At 63.0% G+C, this 16,881-nt stretch carries 12 protein-coding genes and 1 tRNA gene; 5 read left to right on the plus strand and 8 right to left on the minus strand.

The features are described from left to right. Window positions 1-451: 451 nt before the first annotated feature. Window positions 452-528: transfer RNA gene (locus C5N93_RS18365), tRNA-Pro, on the minus strand. A 301-nt stretch (window positions 529-829) separates the two neighbouring features. On the opposite strand from C5N93_RS18365, the gene C5N93_RS18370 reads away from it, so the two are divergent. After that, entirely contained in the window at window positions 830-2,518 is a 1,689-nt protein-coding gene (locus tag C5N93_RS18370) for an AMP-binding protein (protein ID WP_242560392.1), read from the plus strand. A 179-nt stretch (window positions 2,519-2,697) separates the two neighbouring features. Here C5N93_RS18370 and C5N93_RS18375 read toward each other — a convergent pair whose 3' ends face one another. Continuing rightward, on the minus strand, window positions 2,698-3,471 hold the full coding sequence (locus C5N93_RS18375; RefSeq protein ID WP_242560393.1) for a sulfite exporter TauE/SafE family protein: 774 nt from the start codon (window positions 3,469-3,471) through the stop codon (window positions 2,698-2,700). Window positions 3,472-3,992: 521 nt separating this feature from the next. Here C5N93_RS18375 and gshA point away from each other — a divergent pair. Continuing rightward, on the plus strand, window positions 3,993-5,582 hold the full coding sequence (gene gshA / locus C5N93_RS18380; protein WP_277990373.1) for a glutamate--cysteine ligase: 1,590 nt from the start codon (window positions 3,993-3,995) through the stop codon (window positions 5,580-5,582). A 73-nt stretch (window positions 5,583-5,655) separates the two neighbouring features. On the opposite strand, the gene C5N93_RS18385 is transcribed toward gshA, so the two are convergent. The 5 genes from C5N93_RS18385 to C5N93_RS18405 form a co-directional block, all read right to left on the minus strand. Continuing rightward, window positions 5,656-5,979 carry an AzlD domain-containing protein gene (locus C5N93_RS18385; protein WP_242560394.1) on the minus strand — a complete coding sequence of 108 codons (324 nt, stop codon included), beginning with the start codon at window positions 5,977-5,979 and terminating at the stop codon, window positions 5,656-5,658. Next, window positions 5,976-6,788: an AzlC family ABC transporter permease gene (locus C5N93_RS18390; protein ID WP_242560395.1), complete on the minus strand. Its 813-nt coding sequence runs from the start codon at window positions 6,786-6,788 to the stop codon at window positions 5,976-5,978. The genes C5N93_RS18385 and C5N93_RS18390 overlap by 4 nt, the downstream gene beginning before the upstream one ends. 241 nt (window positions 6,789-7,029) lie before the next feature. Beyond that, a complete protein-coding gene (locus tag C5N93_RS18395; RefSeq protein ID WP_240493649.1) occupies window positions 7,030-9,324 on the minus strand; it encodes a penicillin-binding protein 1A in 2,295 nt (764 codons plus the stop codon). A gap of 466 nt (window positions 9,325-9,790) precedes the next feature. Next, window positions 9,791-10,423, minus strand: a complete 633-nt coding sequence (locus C5N93_RS18400; RefSeq protein ID WP_069343818.1) for a LysE family translocator — start codon at window positions 10,421-10,423, stop codon at window positions 9,791-9,793. 119 nt (window positions 10,424-10,542) lie between these two features. Continuing rightward, window positions 10,543-10,845 (minus strand): hypothetical protein, encoded by a 303-nt coding sequence (locus tag C5N93_RS18405; protein ID WP_242560452.1) that lies wholly within the window; start codon window positions 10,843-10,845, stop codon window positions 10,543-10,545. A gap of 334 nt (window positions 10,846-11,179) precedes the next feature. On the opposite strand from C5N93_RS18405, the gene C5N93_RS28360 reads away from it, so the two are divergent. Further along, window positions 11,180-12,802, plus strand: a complete 1,623-nt coding sequence (locus C5N93_RS28360) for a methyl-accepting chemotaxis protein (protein ID WP_277990342.1) — start codon at window positions 11,180-11,182, stop codon at window positions 12,800-12,802. Between the two features lie 168 nt (window positions 12,803-12,970). Next, window positions 12,971-13,387 (plus strand): hypothetical protein, encoded by a 417-nt coding sequence (locus C5N93_RS18420; RefSeq protein ID WP_242560396.1) that lies wholly within the window; start codon window positions 12,971-12,973, stop codon window positions 13,385-13,387. Window positions 13,388-13,527: 140 nt separating this feature from the next. Here the strand turns inward: C5N93_RS18420 and C5N93_RS18425 are convergent, their stop codons facing one another. Next, a complete protein-coding gene (locus tag C5N93_RS18425; RefSeq protein WP_242560397.1) occupies window positions 13,528-13,764 on the minus strand; it encodes a hypothetical protein in 237 nt (78 codons plus the stop codon). A 203-nt stretch (window positions 13,765-13,967) separates the two neighbouring features. On the opposite strand from C5N93_RS18425, the gene C5N93_RS18430 reads away from it, so the two are divergent. Next, complete coding sequence (locus C5N93_RS18430) at window positions 13,968-16,832, plus strand: 2-oxoglutarate dehydrogenase E1 component (protein ID WP_139133314.1); 2,865 nt, start codon at window positions 13,968-13,970, stop codon at window positions 16,830-16,832. Window positions 16,833-16,881 lie beyond the last annotated feature (49 nt).

Here is a 16,881-nt window from a genome sequence, read left to right on the forward strand (position 1 = left end):
TGCTGAGTAATCAAACACAAATGATTGCAGCGCGTAAGCTTGTATTCTTTCTGGCATCGGCCTACATGAGCGGGGTGGCCTTTGCGCAACCCGTGGATGAAACGGCGATATGTGCCGGCATGACGGCGATCGTCGCCACCTGGCGATGCAGTGGACCTGCCGGAGACGCCGTTTGCACGCTGTGGGGCGTAGATGCTTCACGCGAAGGTAAATGGACCGAAAAAGGTCACTTCGTTATCGAGGGACCGCGGTCGGTCAAACGGGTCAGTTATGCGGAGGCGTGCATTGGCCTTCGCTGCTCCCGGCCGCAATACTCCATCTGTTCAATGCCGGTTAGTCAAGCGGCACAGATCGAAGCGCTTCTGCGTTCGGGGACGTAGCACGGGGCGTCATTTAGCTTTGCCCCATGAAAAAACCCGCACAGCCATTGACTGTGCGGGTTTTTCAATTCTGGTCGGGGCGAGAGGATTTGAACCTCCGACCACCTGCACCCCATGCAGGTACGCTACCAGGCTGCGCTACGCCCCGTGAGAGATGCGTCGTTGAGATGCATCGCTCGAAAGAACGCGATTATAGCAGAGCTTTTTGCGGGAAAGATAGGGGACGTGCGCGTTGGACGCATCTTTTTTTGCCTGCGCTTCGCTCGCACGCATCAACTCATTGAATCGCTTCCATTTTTCGCGTTTCGTAACGCCCTGTGTTTCTTCCGCTGGCCGCCGTTCGACTGCTCGACTTCCCCATGATGGTTATCCCGAATGTCGGATTCGGAAGGCCTCACGATAATGGAAATCTGCCTATATCCATTGCCCATGAGGCTCGGAGACAAGCGATGCCGCACACCCAGGGATTCGGCGACGCACGTGACCTGCTGCTCGCGCAGCGCGCCCATTACGATGTGGCGTACCGTGATTTTCGCTGGCCAGTCCTCACTCACTTCAACTGGGCACTCGATTTCTTCGATCCCCAGGCAGAAGGCAACGACACCCCGGCACTCTGGGTCGTCGAGGAAGACGGACGCGAAACGCGTCTCTCCTACTCCGACATGTCGGCTCGCTCCAATCGCGTCGCCAACTTCCTGCGCGATCACGGAGTTGCCCGCGGCGATCGCGTGCTGCTCATGCTGCCCAATCAGGTCGAACTGTGGGACCTCATGCTCGCCTGCATGAAGCTCGGCGCCGTCATGATTCCCGCGACAACCCTGCTCGCCGCCAACGACCTCACGGACCGGCTCGAACGGGGCCGCGTGCGCCATGTCGTCACCACGTCGCGAGATGCCATCAAGTTCGCGAATCTGCCCGGCAACTATCAACGTATCGCCGTCGGCGATCACCCGCCCGACGGCTGGACATCGCTCGCCCCCGCCTACGACGCCCCCGAACACTTTTCGCCCGAAGGCATCACGCTCGCGACCGATCCGCTGCTGCTGTACTTCACGTCCGGCACGACCTCGCGCCCCAAGCTCGTGCTCCATACGCATCAGAGCTATCCCGTCGGTCACCTCGCCACCATGTACTGGATCGGCCTCCAGCCGGGCGACGTCCACTGGAACATCAGCTCGCCTGGCTGGGCGAAACACGCATGGAGCTGCTTCTTTGCGCCATGGAATGCCGGCGCCACGATCTTCATCTACAACTTTTCCCGCTTCGACGCGCGTGCCGCCCTCGAGACCGCTGCCCGCTGCGGCGTGACCACGCTGTGTGCGCCGCCCACCGTCTGGCGCATGATGATTCAGGAAGAGCTGACCCGTCACCCGGTGAAATTCCGCGAGTTGATCGGCGCGGGCGAACCGCTCAATCCCGAAGTGATCGATCAGGTCAGGCGCGCGTGGAACATCACCATTCGTGACGGCTACGGGCAAACGGAAACGTGCTGCCAGATCGGCAACTCGCCGGGGCAGGTCGTCAAGGCGGGTGCGATGGGACGACCCATGCCCGGGTATCGCGTAGTGCTGCTCGATCCGGATGGCAACGAGGCCGACGAAGGCGAGGTCGCGCTGGTGCTCTCGCCGCGTCCGACCGGCTTGATGCAAGGCTACGAAGATGACCCCGAGAAGACCGCCGACGCCATGCGAGACGGCTATTACCACACCGGCGACGTCGCCATGCGCGATGACCGGGGGTATTTCACTTACGTCGGTCGCGCGGACGATGTCTTCAAAGCGTCCGACTACCGCATCAGCCCGTTCGAGCTGGAGAGCGAAATCATCAAGCATCCGGCTGTGGCCGAAGCCGGTGTGGTACCAAGCCCGGACCCCGTCCGGCTAGCCGTGCCGAAGGCCTTCGTGACACTGCGCTCCGGGTTTCAGGCGGACGACAAACTCGCGCTCGACATTCTCCGTTTCTGCCGCGATCAACTCGCTCCGTACAAGCGCATTCGCCGCATCGAATTCTGCGATTTGCCGAAGACGATCTCCGGCAAGATCCGGCGCGTGGAGTTGCGTCGCACGGAGGAGGGGCGCAGTCTCGAACTGCGCCGCGATATGGAGTTCTGGGACGTCGATTTCGCCGACTTGAAGTGAGCTGCGGCGACGCGATTCGCCTGTTCAGGGATTGGGCTCGCCGTAAGACCTTGCGGCGCGAAAGGGCATATGGTCGTACGGGCGAAAGTGCATGAACGCGGCCACATGGAGGCATCCGCATGGGCGCATCACACATCGCTTCGGATTGCTGCCCCCGTCAGCGAGGTTCCCGAAGTTGCTCAACGCATGTGCTGAATCACCAGTTCAGCGCCCAGCATGGCGAGGCCGACGAAGAAGCATCGGCGGAACACCGGTGCGCTTACGCGGTTTCGCACCCACTGCCCGAAAAACATGCCGCCAAGTGCGGGAGCGAGCGCCAGTAGCGATACGCCGATGGCATGGCCATGGAAGATGCCGTCGCGCGCCAGCCCGGCCGCCAGTGCGATCGTCGAGACGGTGAATGACAGCCCCAGCGCCTGCACGAGATCGTCCTTGTCGAGATCGAGCGCCTGAAGGAACGGCACGGCCGGGATCACGAACACGCCGGTCGCCGCCGTCACCAATCCGGTGACCACGCCAATACCGCCGCCGAGCGCACTCACGCGCGAACCGGACCACGCTTTCGGGACTTGCAGACGCACCGCCGCCAGCCCGAGCGCTGCGTAAGCCAGCAGCGCGACACCCAACGCCATGCCCGCCAGATTGCCGCCGTTGGCGAGCCAGCCACCGCCCGCCCACGTGCCGACGCAGATGCCCGCGAGCATCGGCCACAGGCGTTTCGCCAACGCAGCAAAGCGGGGGCCTGCCAGGAGTTGCCAGACGTTGGTGACCAGCGACGGCACGATGAGCAGGGCAGCCGCCTCGGCGGTCGGCATCGCGAGACCGAGCAGACCGACGGCCACCGTCGGCAAGCCCAGCCCGATGACACCTTTGACGAATCCGGCCAGCAGGAAGGTTACGAGGCCCAGCGCGAGCAGGGGCAGAAGATCGGTGAGGTATTGAGTATTCATCATGACGCCAGTATCGAGGCGCGCCGGTGCGCCGCCAATGCGGCATTCACGCAGGCGGACTCAGGCAGATACTGAGGCTCGACGTCAGCCCTCAAGGGCCTTCCGGGGACTCGACGTTGCGCTTTGTTGAGGCCGAGGTTGAAGCCAATATCGGGACGGATCGTCAACCCGTCACCGATGTCGGCATGGTCCGGACGTCCCGAAAAGCGGACCCGAGGTGGCGTCCGACGCGGTTTGGCGTTTTCAGTTATGCTCAGGCCAAATTCGCGCCGTGCCGCGCATCGTGCGCGTCCTCCGGAGTCCACGTTCCGGGGGTCGTGCCGCTGCCGTCGGCACCCCGTAGACCTCCGTATGCCGCTCGTCGCCGACGCCCACACCGATCGTGACTCTCATCACTCGTCACGATGGTCTCGCCGGCGACAGCCATGCCAAAGCACTGCGCTTGTCCAGAGGGATGGAAGTTGGAAAACCAGAATCGTCAAAACGAACACACCGCTCACGCCGGCCAATCTGACGCTCACGCGTTGCTCGATCAGCGCCTCGCGCTTCTCATGCAACCGGCGCATCGCGACCTGCTCGGTCAGGGCCTGTCGGGCATCGAACGGGAAACGCTGCGCGTCGAAGACAACGGCGCACTCGCTCTGACGCCGCATCCGCGTGCGCTGGGCTCCGCCCTGACCAACGAAGAAATCACGACCGATTACTCGGAAGCGCTGCTCGAATTCATTACGCCGCCGCAACGCGACGCCGCCGATGTCATCGCCCGTCTCGACGAAATCCATCAGTTCGCCTATCGCAAACTCGGCGCAGAACTGCTGTGGAGCGATTCGATGCCACCCGCGCTGCCGCCCGAAGCGGTCATTCCCATTGCCGATTACGGCACGTCGCATATCGGCATGCTCAAGCATGTCTATCGACGCGGACTGGCGCTGCGTTATGGCAAACCGATGCAATGCATCGCCGGCATTCACTACAACTTCTCGCTTGCCGAGCCGGTGTGGGAGTTGCTGCGCGAAGCGGAAGGGGCGAAGGAGTCCACACGCGACTATCAGTCGGCGCGTTATGTGGCGCTCATCCGCAATTTCCGCCGTTATAGCTGGCTGCTGATGTATCTGTTCGGGGCATCGCCGGTGCTGCACGCCGAGTTCCTGCGCGGACGCAATCATGGCCTCGATGCCTATGACGAGGGCACGCTCGGCCTGCCTTACGCTACGAGTCTGCGCATGAGCGATCTGGGCTACCAGAACAGCGCGCAATCGGAAGTCTCGCCGTGCTATGACTGCCTGCCGAGCTATATCGATGCACTCACGCAAGCGGTCAGCCAGCCGCATCCGGCTTACGAGGCACTCGGGACGAAGCGCGACGGCGAGTGGATTCAACTCTCGACGAACCTGCTGCAAATCGAAAACGAGTTCTATGCGACGATCCGCCCGAAGCGCGTGACGTACAGCGGCGAGCGTCCGGTGCAGGCGCTGGCGCGTCGCGGTGTTCAGTACGTCGAAGTGCGTTGCATCGACATCGATCCGTTCCAGCCGGTGGGTATCGACGTCGACACGGCGCGATTCATCGACGCCTTCCTGCTGTTCTGCGCGCTGGAAAACAGCCCGTCGTGCTCGAACGCCGAGAACATGGAAAACCGCGACAACTTCGCGCATGTCGTGAAAGAAGGTCGCAAGCCGGGGCTGGTGCTGCATCGCGGCGGCGAAGCGATCACGCTGTTCGACTGGGCCGAGGAACTGCTCGATCGTATCGATCGCACGGCAGCAGCGTTCGACGCGCAACGTGGCGGCGCGCACTACGCACACTCGATGGCGCTGCAACGTGCCAAGGTGCAGGATGTATCGCTCACGCCGTCTGCCCGTGTGATGGCGGCGCTCGAACCGCTGCGAGGGACGCAGGGCGGTGCGTTCCAGGCGTTCTCGCTGGCGCAGAGCAAGCGTCATGCACAAACGCTGCGGGACATGCCCCTCGATCCGGCCGTGGTCGATCACTTCGAGACGCTCGCGCGCAAGTCGCTCGACGCGCAGGCCGAACTCGAACGCACGCAGGTCGGTGACTTCGATGCCTTCGTGGCGGCCTACCGGGCAGGCACGCTGGGCACGGTGACTGTCTGAACTGTCTGACGGTTACGCCGGGCGGATGCGCCCGGCGAGACCCGAGAAAAGCGCCTTGAGAGGCGCTTTTTTCTTATCCGAGAACGCCCAACTGCCAGCCGAAAAACACGGCCAGTCCCGCGCCGATGGTGAGCAGTTGATGCCGCGTGGCCGCGCACACGGCAATCGCCACGAGTGCCGCCACGAGTTGTGGATTGCGCCACGTCAGTTCGAGACCGTTGCCATGCGGCGCGAGCGTCATCGGCACGATGATCGCGGTCAGTACGGTGACGGGGACGAACGACAACGCCTCACGCAGCCATTCCGGAAATCGCACGCGATCGCCAAGCACGAAGATGCTGGCTTTGACCGCGAACGTCACGGCTGCCATCCCGAGAATTGCCAGCACGTAGTTCATTGCGTGGCTCCTGCGGAAACTTCCTCTGCGCGTATGCCGGAATGGTCGTCTGACGCGTTGCGCTCAACCGGTTCGCCCGCCTTCGGGCCGGACGTCGGGCGTGCACCGTCACGACGTCTGGCATGCAGCGCCAGCATGCCCGCGGCGATGCCCAGCGCGACCGCGACCAGCAGGCCCAGCTTGTAGGGCAGCCCCTGACACACATACGCGGCCGTGCCCGCGACGACGGTGGCGACGGCCCACGGCATGCGCGCCATCTGCGGCACGATGATTGCAATGAACGTGGCCACCATCGCGAAATCCAGTCCCAGCGTTTGCAGGCGAGGGAAGGCGGCGCCAAACAGCAGGCCGGCGAGCGTCCACAACTGCCAGTTCACGTACATCGAAAGGCCGGAACCGAGGAAGTACCAGTGTCCCATCGGGTCATCGGGGTGGCGATGGAAGTGGCTACTGGTGACGGCAAAGGTCTCGTCCGTCAGCAAGAAGCCCATCAGTGCACGCCAGCGCAGACTCAGATGCTTGACGTGAGGCAGCAGATTGGCGGCGTACAGCATGTGACGCAGATTGACGATCAGCGTCGTTGCCCAGAGCACGGCGTAGCCGACGCCCGTCGCAAAGAGACCGGCAGCGATGAACTGGCTGGAGCCGGCGAATACGGAAAGCGACATCAGTTGGCCATGCCACAGCGCGAGCGGTGTGGTGGCGACGAGCGCCCCGAAGATCAGGCCGAACGGGGCCGCGCCGACGATCATCGGCAAGGTGTCGCGGGCGCCTGCGGCAAAGCTTGCCGTGCGGGACAGAACCGGCATGGTGAGACGTTCCTGGGTTTGGGCTTGAGTGGATTGGCGCGAATCTGAGCAAAATCCTGGCGAATTGCACGTCGCACCCCGAGCATAGCGATAACGTCCGGAACAGGCTTGTACGTTCTTGCGCTCGGCGCGGTATGAGGGAGGGGGAATGCAAAACGGCCACCTCACAGGTGGCCGCTTTACGAAAATCCCGATGTTGACGAGGCGCTGCGTCGCTATAGACGGTCGTCTCGTCAGTGGTTCAGGGATGCTTGAACATATCGAGGATGCGCGCCTTTTCGCTGGCATCGGTACCGCCGGGTGAAGGCGGTTGCGCCGCTGCGGGCGGCGGGGCGGCCGGCGACGGCGAGTTGCTGCCGAAGAACGGCAACGAGAAGCCGCCACTGTTGTCGTCGATGCCGATGCTGGCGACGAAACCGTTGCCGGGCAGCTTGTCCGACTCGTACAGCTCGCCGTTCACTACGCTGACGCCCTCGGGCATCGGCATTTGCTGCTGCGGCACGCCGTTGAGTGCCACGCCCATGTACTTGATCCACACCGGCAGCGCCAGTTGCGCACCGAACTCGCGGCTGCCCAGCGTCTTCGGCTGATCGAAGCCAAGCCATGCGACAGCGACGAGCGATCGCTGATAGCCGGCGAACCAGCCGTCCACGGCGTCGTTGGTCGTCCCTGTCTTGCCGCCGATGTCGGTGCGCTTGAGCACGTTCGTGCCCGAGCCGGTGCCGCGTTGCGCCACCGTTTGCAGCAGGCTGTTCATGATGTAAGCGTTCGGCGCGGAGATCGCGCGGGCGGCGTTGACGCCGGCGACGACCGGCGTCGCCTTGTTCAGCACGTTGCCGCGTGCATCGCGAATCTCGCTGATGAGGTACGGCGCTACGCGGTAGCCGCCGTTCGCGAACACGGCATACGCGCCCGCCAGTTGCAGCGGCGTGGTCTGGCCCGCGCCCAGCGCCATCGGCAGGTACGGCGGCACCTTGTCGGCGTCGAAGCCGAAACGCGTGGCGTAGTCCTGGGTGTACTGCGTGCCCGCGAATTGCAGCAAACGAATCGCCACCAGGTTCTTCGAGCGTTGCAGACCTTCGCGCACGGTCATGGGGCCGCTGAAAGCATCGTCGTCATGCGGATCCCACGCCTGACCGCCCGTTTGTGCCGGGGGCAGGTTTAGCGGGCCGTCCATCACCATCGTGGCCGGGCTCACACCCTTTTCGATCGCCGCCGAGTAGACCACCGGCTTGAAGGTCGACCCCGGCTGACGCCATGCCTGCGTCGCCCGGTTGAACTTGCTCTGGTTGAAGTCGAAGCCGCCGATCAGCGCGCGGATCGCGCCGTCGTCCGGTGCCAGCGAGACGAGCGAGCCTTGCACTTCCGGCAACTGCGAGATACGCCACTTGCCGCGCGCATCCTTCATCACGCGAATGATCGAGCCCGGACGGATGCGAACCTTCTCGCTGGCCTTGGGCGACAGTGCCGGGGCCGCGAAACCGATGCCATCGCCGTTGATCACGGCGGCGTCGCCCGACAGCGGCACGGCGGTGACTTGCGACGTGCTCGCCGCCACGACCACCGCCGCGACCAGATCGCCGTTGTCGGGGTGTTCGAGCAGCGTGTCTTCGATCAGTTGCTGACGATCGGGCATCGCTGCCGGCAGTTCGACGAAACCCTCCGGGCCTCGATAGGCATGGCGGCGCTCGTAATCGAGCACGCCCGCGCGTACCGCTTCATAGGCCGCCTGCTGCTTCTTCGAGTCGAGCGTCGTGATGACGGTCAGACCGCGCGTGTAGGCGTCGTCCTTGTATTCGTCATACACCGCCTGACGCACCATCTCGGCCACGTACTCCGCATGCACGTTGTACTCGTTGCCGGACGTGCGCGTGCGAATCGGCTCATGCAGGGCGTCTTCGTACTGATTGCGGGAGATGTAGCCCAGATCGAGCATGCGCTTGAGAATGTATTCCTGACGAATCTTCGCGCGCTTGGGGTTGACGATCGGGTTGTAGGCGGACGGCGCCTTGGGCAGACCCGCGAGCATCGCAGCTTCGCCCAGCGAGATGTCCTTGAGGTCCTTGCCGAAATAGATGCGCGCTGCGCTGGCAAAACCGTAGGCACGTTGCCCCAGATAGATCTGGTTCATGTACAGCTCGAGAATCTTGTCCTTCGACAGCGCGGACTCGATCTTGTACGCGAGCAGCATTTCGTAAATCTTGCGGGTGGCCGTCTTCTCACGCGAGAGGAAGAAGTTGCGCGCGACCTGCATCGTGATCGTACTGGCGCCCTGCGCGGCGCCGCCGTGCAATACGTCGGACACGCCGGCACGCAGAATACCGATGAAATCCACACCGCCGTGATCGTAGAAACGGTAATCCTCGATGGCGAGGACCGCCTTTTTCATCACGTCGGGAATCTGGTCGATGGTCACCAGACTGCGGCGTTCTTCACCGAATTCGCCGATCAACACGTTGTCAGCGGTGTAGACGCGCAATGGCACCTTGGGGCGATAGTCGGTGATCACGTCGAGCGGCGGCAGATTCGGTCGCATGACGATCAGCGCATAGCCGACGATCAGGGCCGCGACGACGGCCAGTCCGGCCAGCGTGGCGAGGATAACGGCAATCGTGCCGAATCCGCGCTGGCGTCGCAGACCGTGGAGGGAAGGCGTGGCGGCGTGCGGCGACGGCGCCTGCTGCGTGATGACGGGGGACTTACGGTGCGCGTGATGCGGCGCACGAGGCGGCAAACAATGCTTCAAGGACATACCCAACGAAAAATGCAGGATGGGAACAGGCCGGCCGGCCTAGCGCTGCGTGGATCCCCGCCGCGCGGCGAAATCGGTGCAGTATGCCACGCCCGGGGCATCACCCTCCAAAAAAATGGGAGGGGCGAGGTCGCAACGAGGGCGGCTAACCGCGACGGGTTAGAGCGACGCGAGCGTCCGGCGTTCGCAGAACCCCCGGTGATCGCGTACGCAATACCCATCGATGACAGCGTAACGGTGTCGCGAAGGTTCAGCGACGGGCTTCGGTCGCCATGCGCAGCGCCAGTGCGCCGAGCACGCCACCCATGAGATAGCGCTGGATGCGCAGCCACGCGGGGCGTTGACCGAGGAATCGGGAGATGGCGCCGGCAGACAGCGCGATCGAAGCGTTCACCGCCACGCTCGCCACGATCTGCGTGACGCCAAGCGCCAGCGATTGCGTAAGCACACTGCCGTGCTCGGGGTGCACGAACTGGGGCAGCAGCGCGAGATAGAGCATCGCAATTTTCGGATTGAGCACAGACGTCAGCAGGCCCATCGTGAAAAGGCGGCGATTGCTGTCTTTGGGCAGCGTACGGACCTCGAACGGCGAGCGGCCGCCCGGCTTGAGCGCCTGCCACGACAGCCAGAGCAGATAGAGCGCACCGCCGATACGCAGTGCGTCATAAGCAAACGGTATGGCAAAGAGCAGGGCCGTGATGCCGAACGCCGCGCACAACATGTAGAAGACGAAACCGAGCGCTACGCCACCCAGCGAAACCAGACCGGCCGCGGGGCCCTGGCATAGCGAGCGCGAGATGAGATACATCATGTTCGGTCCCGGCGTCAGGGCCATGCCGATGGCGACCAGGGCGAAGGCCAGCCAGGTGGAGATCTCAGGCATTGGAGTGGCGTCCCGAACGCTCGATGCGTTCGAGTCTCTTGTTAAGGGCAGGCTGCAAGATACCACGCTGACTGCGGACTCGCCGGTTCAGTGAGACCGAGCTGTCACAGCATGCGAATTCAGCCTAGTCGTTTGAGAAAAACCGTCATCTCCTTCTCGGCTTGCCGGTCGCCGTGGGCCTGTGCTGCGGTAATGCCGTGGGTCCACGCGTCGCGCGCGCCTTCGATATCGCCGGCACCCTGACGCGCCTTGCCGAGCAGCTTCCACGCCGCGGTATAGGTGGGATCGAACGCCACGCACTGCGTCAGATGCTCAGCGGCGATCGCATAGTTTTGCGCGTCGAGATACGCCTTGCCGAGACCGAAACGCAGCAGCGCATTGTCTTTGCCGGCGGCCAACAGTTTCTCAAGTCCTTCGATCATGATTTGAATATATTGAATGTATATATAAAAAACGTAATAAGATCTCGCAGGCTCCCCCCAAGTCACCCGCAGCATTGCGCGGTCCTTCAGTGCCGAATATCCGGCGCACCCCGGGACTTTCGTTTCGGTCCGCAACACGTCGCCATCCGTACATCCCGGAGGCGAATCTGTTGATATCAATCAATCCAGAGCGCACCGACATCTTGGCCTGAAGGCACGTAAACCCGCAGGATGCTCAAGTCTGGCGTGCGAAACGCCGATGTGACAAGTATGACCGGCCCGCCAGAGGCCGGACAGGGGTGAGATACCCATTACGTAAGACGGAGACGACAGCATGTTTCGAAGCTTTTCGATCAAGGCGCGCCTTGGCATCACCATGGCGCTGTTGGCTGTTTTATTGATTCTGCTGGGCGCATTGGGCATTGCCGGCATGACACGCACCGGCGATGCGCTGCGCGAGACGTACGCCAATCATCTGGCCGCCACGGTGGCGCTCGGCAAAGACAACGCCACGCTTGCACGCACTCGCGCCATTCTTGATCGGGTGGTCCTCCATCCCGAATCGCCGGATGCCGACAAGGTCGCCGCGCGTGCGCGCAGCATGATCAAGGAGGCGAATGCGGCATGGGTGGCCTATCAGGCCCTGCCGCATGATGCCGAGGAACAGCGTCTGGCAGACGAGGTTGCCACGCGCCGCGCCGCGTTCTTCGATCAGGGCATGGATCCGATGCTCGCTGCCATCGACGCCCGCGACCGCACCGCGATGGACGAGCTCACCATGAACGTCCTGCCGAAACAGTACGCCACGCTCACGAGCGCGAGCGACGCGCTGGCCGCGTACAAGATGAAGCTGGGGCACGACACCTATGAGGCGTCGATGACCGAGCTCATGGCGTTTCGCTGGCTGAGCATCGGGGCAACGGTATTGGGCGTGCTCATGGCCATCGCCTGCTATTTCTCGTTGCGCGGCGCGATCATGCGTCCGCTGAACGAAGCGCTGGCGCATTTCGAGCACATCTCCGCCGGCCAGCTCGACAACCCGGTGCAAGTGCGCGGCAAGGATGAGATGTCGATGCTCATGCGCGGGCTGGAGACGATGCAATCCCGGTTGGCCGGCACGATTCGCGGCGTGCGCCATAGCTGCGACGCGATGGCGACGGCCACCGCAGAAATTTCGGCGGGCAATACCGACTTGTCGGCGCGTACCGAACAGCAGGCAGCGTCGCTGGAGGAGACGGCGTCGTCGATGGAGCAGTTGACGGCCACCGTCAAGCAGAACGCGGACAACGCGCGGCAGGCCAGCCAGTTGGCCGTGAACGCGTCGGACATCGCCGCGCGCGGCGGTCAGGTCGTGGCGCGCGTGGTCGACACGATGCAGGGCATTTCGACGAGCTCGTCGCAGGTGGTGGACATCATTGCGGTCATCGACGGCATTGCGTTCCAGACCAACATCCTGGCGCTCAACGCGGCCGTGGAAGCGGCTCGCGCCGGCGAGCAGGGACGAGGCTTCGCCGTGGTGGCAGGCGAGGTGCGCACGCTGGCGCAGCGCAGCGCGACGGCAGCGCGGGAAATCAAGGGGCTGATCGAGGCGTCGGCGCAGAAGGTGGCCGACGGCTCGTCGCTGGTCACGGAAGCGGGCCGCACGATGGACGAGATTCTTCAGGCGGTGCAGCGCGTGACCGACATCATGGGCGAGATTTCGGCGGCGTCCGACGAGCAGAGCGGCGGGATCGAGCAGGTGAATCAGGCCGTCACGCAGATGGACACCGTCACGCAGCAGAACGCGGCACTGGTGGAGCAGGCCGCGGCGGCTGCGGCGTCGCTGGAGGATCAGACGAATGCCCTTCGCGAGGAAATGGCGCGTTTCCGGCTGGGAGACGAGGGCGCGGTGGCGGGCAGCGCGCGCCGTCCGTCCTTGCACTCGGTGGGTGGCACGACATTGTCGCTGGCTGCCTGAGTCGTCTAGCAGTAGGAGGCGGAGGGGCACCTTCGGGATGGCCTGCGTTGTTGGCAAAGCGCGTTGCGATGGTATCCCCGGGAAGGCATCGGATGGGCGTGTTCATGGCGGTGGCGCGCCGAACCGGGTAACATTGCCCATCTTTTGCTCAGTTGAGGATGTCGAAGTATGAAGCGAGTGGCGCTGATGGCGACGATGGCAGTGCTGACCGGCGTAATGGCTGGTTTGGCCGGTTGCGGCCCGATCAATCAGATGAGCCGGCCCGACCCGGCAACGGGGCGACTGCTCGACCAAGGCACCAGCGCAGACCGTTTCATGGTGCTCAACTGCATCTATCACGGCTGGAGCGAGTTGTCGCCGAACGTCGACTCGACGTCGTATGCGCGTGACGGCTGGGATCGCGTGCGCGTATATGCCGGTCCCGATAAAGCCGGGCAGGCCACGTACAACCCGTACGTCGATATCGCGCAGGGCGGCTTCGGTGCACGTATCCAGTATTTCGAAACGCCCGGGAGCAACCTCTCGCGAGACTATGAGAAGACGGTCAAGCGCTGCCTCGTGCCTTACGCAGGAAGTAACGACTGATCGTCGTTCCAGCAGTCCCTGGCGAACGTTCGCCGTCTGAATGAATGAGAAGCCCCGGCATGGTTGTGCCGGGGCTTCGTCGTTTCTGCGGCATGCCTTCACCGTCCTCGAAGACCGGCTCGCCGCATCGTGATTCGTCTTTAGAAATTAAAATAATGATATTCGGGATTCATATATTGATTTTCCATATGAGCATGACTGATCCAGGAAAAAGTGCGCTCTGAGGCGTAACAGAAATACGCGGGAAGCTCGCGCGATGACGGCGTGTTCGCGGGCCAATCGGGGGCAGGTGAGGTGAAATCGGGGTCGGATGCGCGCATGATCGCGGCGAGGCGTGCGGCGTTTTTGAAGGTTGATGGCGCAGGAATGCGACCCATGCGGCGGACACCCCGCAAGTCCCCGTGTGACGGCTTTCCGGGTCGGTGACTGCTGGGAAAACGTGCTATGCTCCTCGCCGTGATTGATCAGGTCCTTCCAAGCACCACTTGATTCTCGCAATCCGCTAATCGGTCAGGCCGTGTCGCGGAAGGTTTCGTAACCCGCTATTTCTCGAGACACTCGTAGAAAAGGTGAGCGCAAAATGAGTTTGATGGAACAATTCCAAGCGAACTCGTACCTCTTCGGCGGCAATGCCCCCTACGTCGAAGAACTGTACGAATCGTATCTTGATAATCCGGCTTCCGTGCCGGACAACTGGCGCCAGTATTTCGACGCGCTGCAAAACGTTCCCGCTGTTGATGGTTCCAACGCCAACGACGTGGCTCACGCCCCGATCGTGGAGTCGTTCGCCCAGCGCGCCAAGGCCAATGCCTTCGTGTCGCATGCCGGCGCGTCCGACCTGGCCGTTGCCCGCAAGCAGGTGCACGTGCAGTCGCTCGTCGCTGCCTACCGCTTCCTCGGCGCACGCTGGGCCAATCTGGACCCGCTCAAGCGTCAGGAACGCCCGGCCATTCCGGAACTGGAACCCGCGTTCTACGACCTGACCGAAGCCGACATGGACAGCGTGTACTCGGCCGAGAACACGTACTTCGGTTTCGAACAAGCCAGCCTGCGCGATCTGCTCAAGGCGCTGCGCGACACGTACTGCGGCTCGATCGGCGCAGAGTACATGTACATCAGCGATCCGGTGCAAAAGCGCTGGTGGCAAGAGCGTCTGGAGAAGGTGCGTGCCACGCCCAACTTCACCGCTGAAAAGAAGAAGCACATCCTCGAACGCCTGACGGCTGCTGAAGGCCTCGAGCGTTATCTGCACACCAAGTTCGTCGGCCAGAAGCGCTTCTCGCTCGAAGGCGGCGAATCGTTCATCGTGGCGATGGACGAGCTCGTCCACCACGCCGGTGGCAAGGGCGTGCAGGAAATCGTGATCGGCATGGCCCACCGCGGCCGTCTGAACGTGCTGGTCAACACCCTCGGCAAGATGCCGTCGGACCTGTTTGCCGAATTCGAAGGCAAGCACGTCGACGACCTGCCGGCCGGTGACGTGAAGTACCACAAGGGCTTCTCGAGCGACGTCTCGACGACCGGCGGTCCGGTCCACCTGTCGCTGGCGTTCAACCCGTCGCACCTGGAAATCGTGAACCCGGTGGTCGAAGGTTCGGCCAAGGCCCGTATGGACCGTCGCGGCGAAGCCGACGCGGCCAGCGTGCTGGCTGTGCAAGTGCACGGCGATGCCGCCTTCGCAGGTCAGGGCGTCGTGATGGAAACGCTGAACCTCGCGCAAACGCGTGGTTACGGCACGCACGGCACGGTGCACATCGTCATCAACAACCAGATCGGCTTCACCACGTCGGATCCGCGTGACGCCCGTTCGACGACGTACTGCTCGGACGTGGTCAAGATGATCGAAGCGCCGGTGCTGCACGTGAACGGCGACGATCCGGAAGCCGTGGTGCTGGCCATGCAACTGGCCCTCGAATTCCGTCAGGAATTCAAGAAGGATGCCGTCGTCGACATCGTTTGCTTCCGCAAGCTGGGTCACAACGAGCAGGACACCCCGGCGGTCACGCAGCCGCTGATGTACAAGAAGATCGCCCAACACCCGGGCACGCGCGCACTGTACGTCGAGAAGCTGGTCACGCAAGGCGTGATCACCGCCGAAGAAGGCGACGGCTTCGTGAAGGCCTACCGTTCGGCCATGGACGACGGTCACCACACGATCGACCCGGTGCTCTCGAACTACAAGAGCAAGTACGCCGTGGACTGGGTGCCGTTCCTGAACAAGAAGTACGTCGACAAGGCCGATACGGCCGTGCCGCTCAACGAAATCCAGCGACTGGCCGATCGTATTACGACGATCCCGGAAAACTTCAAGGTTCACCCGCTCGTCGAGAAGGTCATCAACGACCGTCGCAAGATGGGCAAGGGCGAGCAGCCGCTCGACTGGGGTATGGGCGAACACCTCGCCTACGCTTCGCTGGTGGCTTCGGGCTTCGCCGTGCGCCTGACCGGTCAGGATGCCGGCCGTGGCACGTTCACGCACCGCCACGCCGTGCTGCACGATCAGAATCGTGAGCGCTGGAACGACGGTACGTACACCCCGCTGCAACACGTGGCAGACGGTCAGGCCAACTTCACGGTCATCGACTCGGTGCTGTCCGAAGAGGCTGTGCTGGGCTTCGAATACGGTTACTCGACCGCCGAGCCGAACACGATGGTGCTGTGGGAAGGCCAGTTCGGCGACTTCGCCAACGGTGCACAGGTCGTGATCGACCAGTTCATCTCGAGCGGTGAAGTGAAGTGGGGCCGCGTCTCGGGCCTGACGATGCTGCTGCCGCACGGCTATGAAGGCCAGGGTCCGGAGCACTCGTCGGCACGCATGGAACGCTACCTGCAACTGTGCGCCGATACGAACATGGAAGTGGTTCAACCGACCACGCCGGCACAGATTTTCCACGTGCTGCGTCGTCAGATGATCCGTCAGCAGCGCAAGCCGCTGATCGTGTTCACGCCGAAGTCGCTGCTGCGTCACAAGGAAGCTGTGAGCGAGCTGTCGGAACTCGTCAAGGGCGGTTTCCAGACCGTCATCGGCGAAACCGACGCTACGATCGATGCCAACAAGGTCAAGCGTGTCATCGCTTGCTCGGGCCGCCTGTACTACGACCTGATTGCTCGCCGTCGTGAAGAGAAGTCGAACGACGTCGCAATCGTCCGTGTGGAACAAATCTATCCGTTCCCGCACAAGGCGTTCCAGGCCGAGCTGAAGAAGTACGACAACCTCACCGAAGTGGTGTGGGCCCAGGACGAACCGCAAAACCAAGGTCCGTGGTTCTACATCGAACACCACCTGCTCGAAGCCATGAGCGCCGGTCAGAAGCTGGCATACGCCGGTCGCCCGGCATCGGCCTCGCCTGCGGTGGGCTACTACGCCAAGCACTACGAACAGCTCAAGTCGCTGCTCGATACTGCTTTCGGTCGCAGCGTGAAGGGCGCGACCGTGGTGCAGTAACCGGTTAGGTCTTACAGCGGTCGTCCTCCCCCAGGGACGGCCGCTGTCG

The organism is Pandoraea sp. LA3 (genome assembly GCF_022696215.1).
Taxonomy (GTDB): domain Bacteria; phylum Pseudomonadota; class Gammaproteobacteria; order Burkholderiales; family Burkholderiaceae; genus Pandoraea; species Pandoraea capi.

What these genes read in the sequence shown, in the direction of transcription:
- C5N93_RS18390 (WP_242560395.1), bottom strand. Translation starts at nt 6,788, where the DNA reads ATGCCGGTTCTGTCCCGCACGGCAAGCTTTGCCGCAGGCGCCCGCGAC.
- C5N93_RS28360 (WP_277990342.1), top strand. Translation starts at nt 11,180, where the DNA reads ATGTTTCGAAGCTTTTCGATCAAGGCGCGCCTTGGCATCACCATGGCG.
- C5N93_RS18400 (WP_069343818.1), bottom strand. Translation starts at nt 10,423, where the DNA reads ATGCCTGAGATCTCCACCTGGCTGGCCTTCGCCCTGGTCGCCATCGGC.
- C5N93_RS18420 (WP_242560396.1), top strand. Translation starts at nt 12,971, where the DNA reads ATGAAGCGAGTGGCGCTGATGGCGACGATGGCAGTGCTGACCGGCGTA.
- C5N93_RS18375 (WP_242560393.1), bottom strand. Translation starts at nt 3,471, where the DNA reads ATGATGAATACTCAATACCTCACCGATCTTCTGCCCCTGCTCGCGCTG.
- C5N93_RS18425 (WP_242560397.1), bottom strand. Translation starts at nt 13,764, where the DNA reads ATGGGTCGCATTCCTGCGCCATCAACCTTCAAAAACGCCGCACGCCTC.
- C5N93_RS18370 (WP_242560392.1), top strand. Translation starts at nt 830, where the DNA reads ATGCCGCACACCCAGGGATTCGGCGACGCACGTGACCTGCTGCTCGCG.
- C5N93_RS18385 (WP_242560394.1), bottom strand. Translation starts at nt 5,979, where the DNA reads ATGAACTACGTGCTGGCAATTCTCGGGATGGCAGCCGTGACGTTCGCG.
- C5N93_RS18430 (WP_139133314.1), top strand. Translation starts at nt 13,968, where the DNA reads ATGAGTTTGATGGAACAATTCCAAGCGAACTCGTACCTCTTCGGCGGC.
- C5N93_RS18395 (WP_240493649.1), bottom strand. Translation starts at nt 9,324, where the DNA reads ATGCGACCGAATCTGCCGCCGCTCGACGTGATCACCGACTATCGCCCC.
- C5N93_RS18405 (WP_242560452.1), bottom strand. Translation starts at nt 10,845, where the DNA reads ATGATCGAAGGACTTGAGAAACTGTTGGCCGCCGGCAAAGACAATGCG.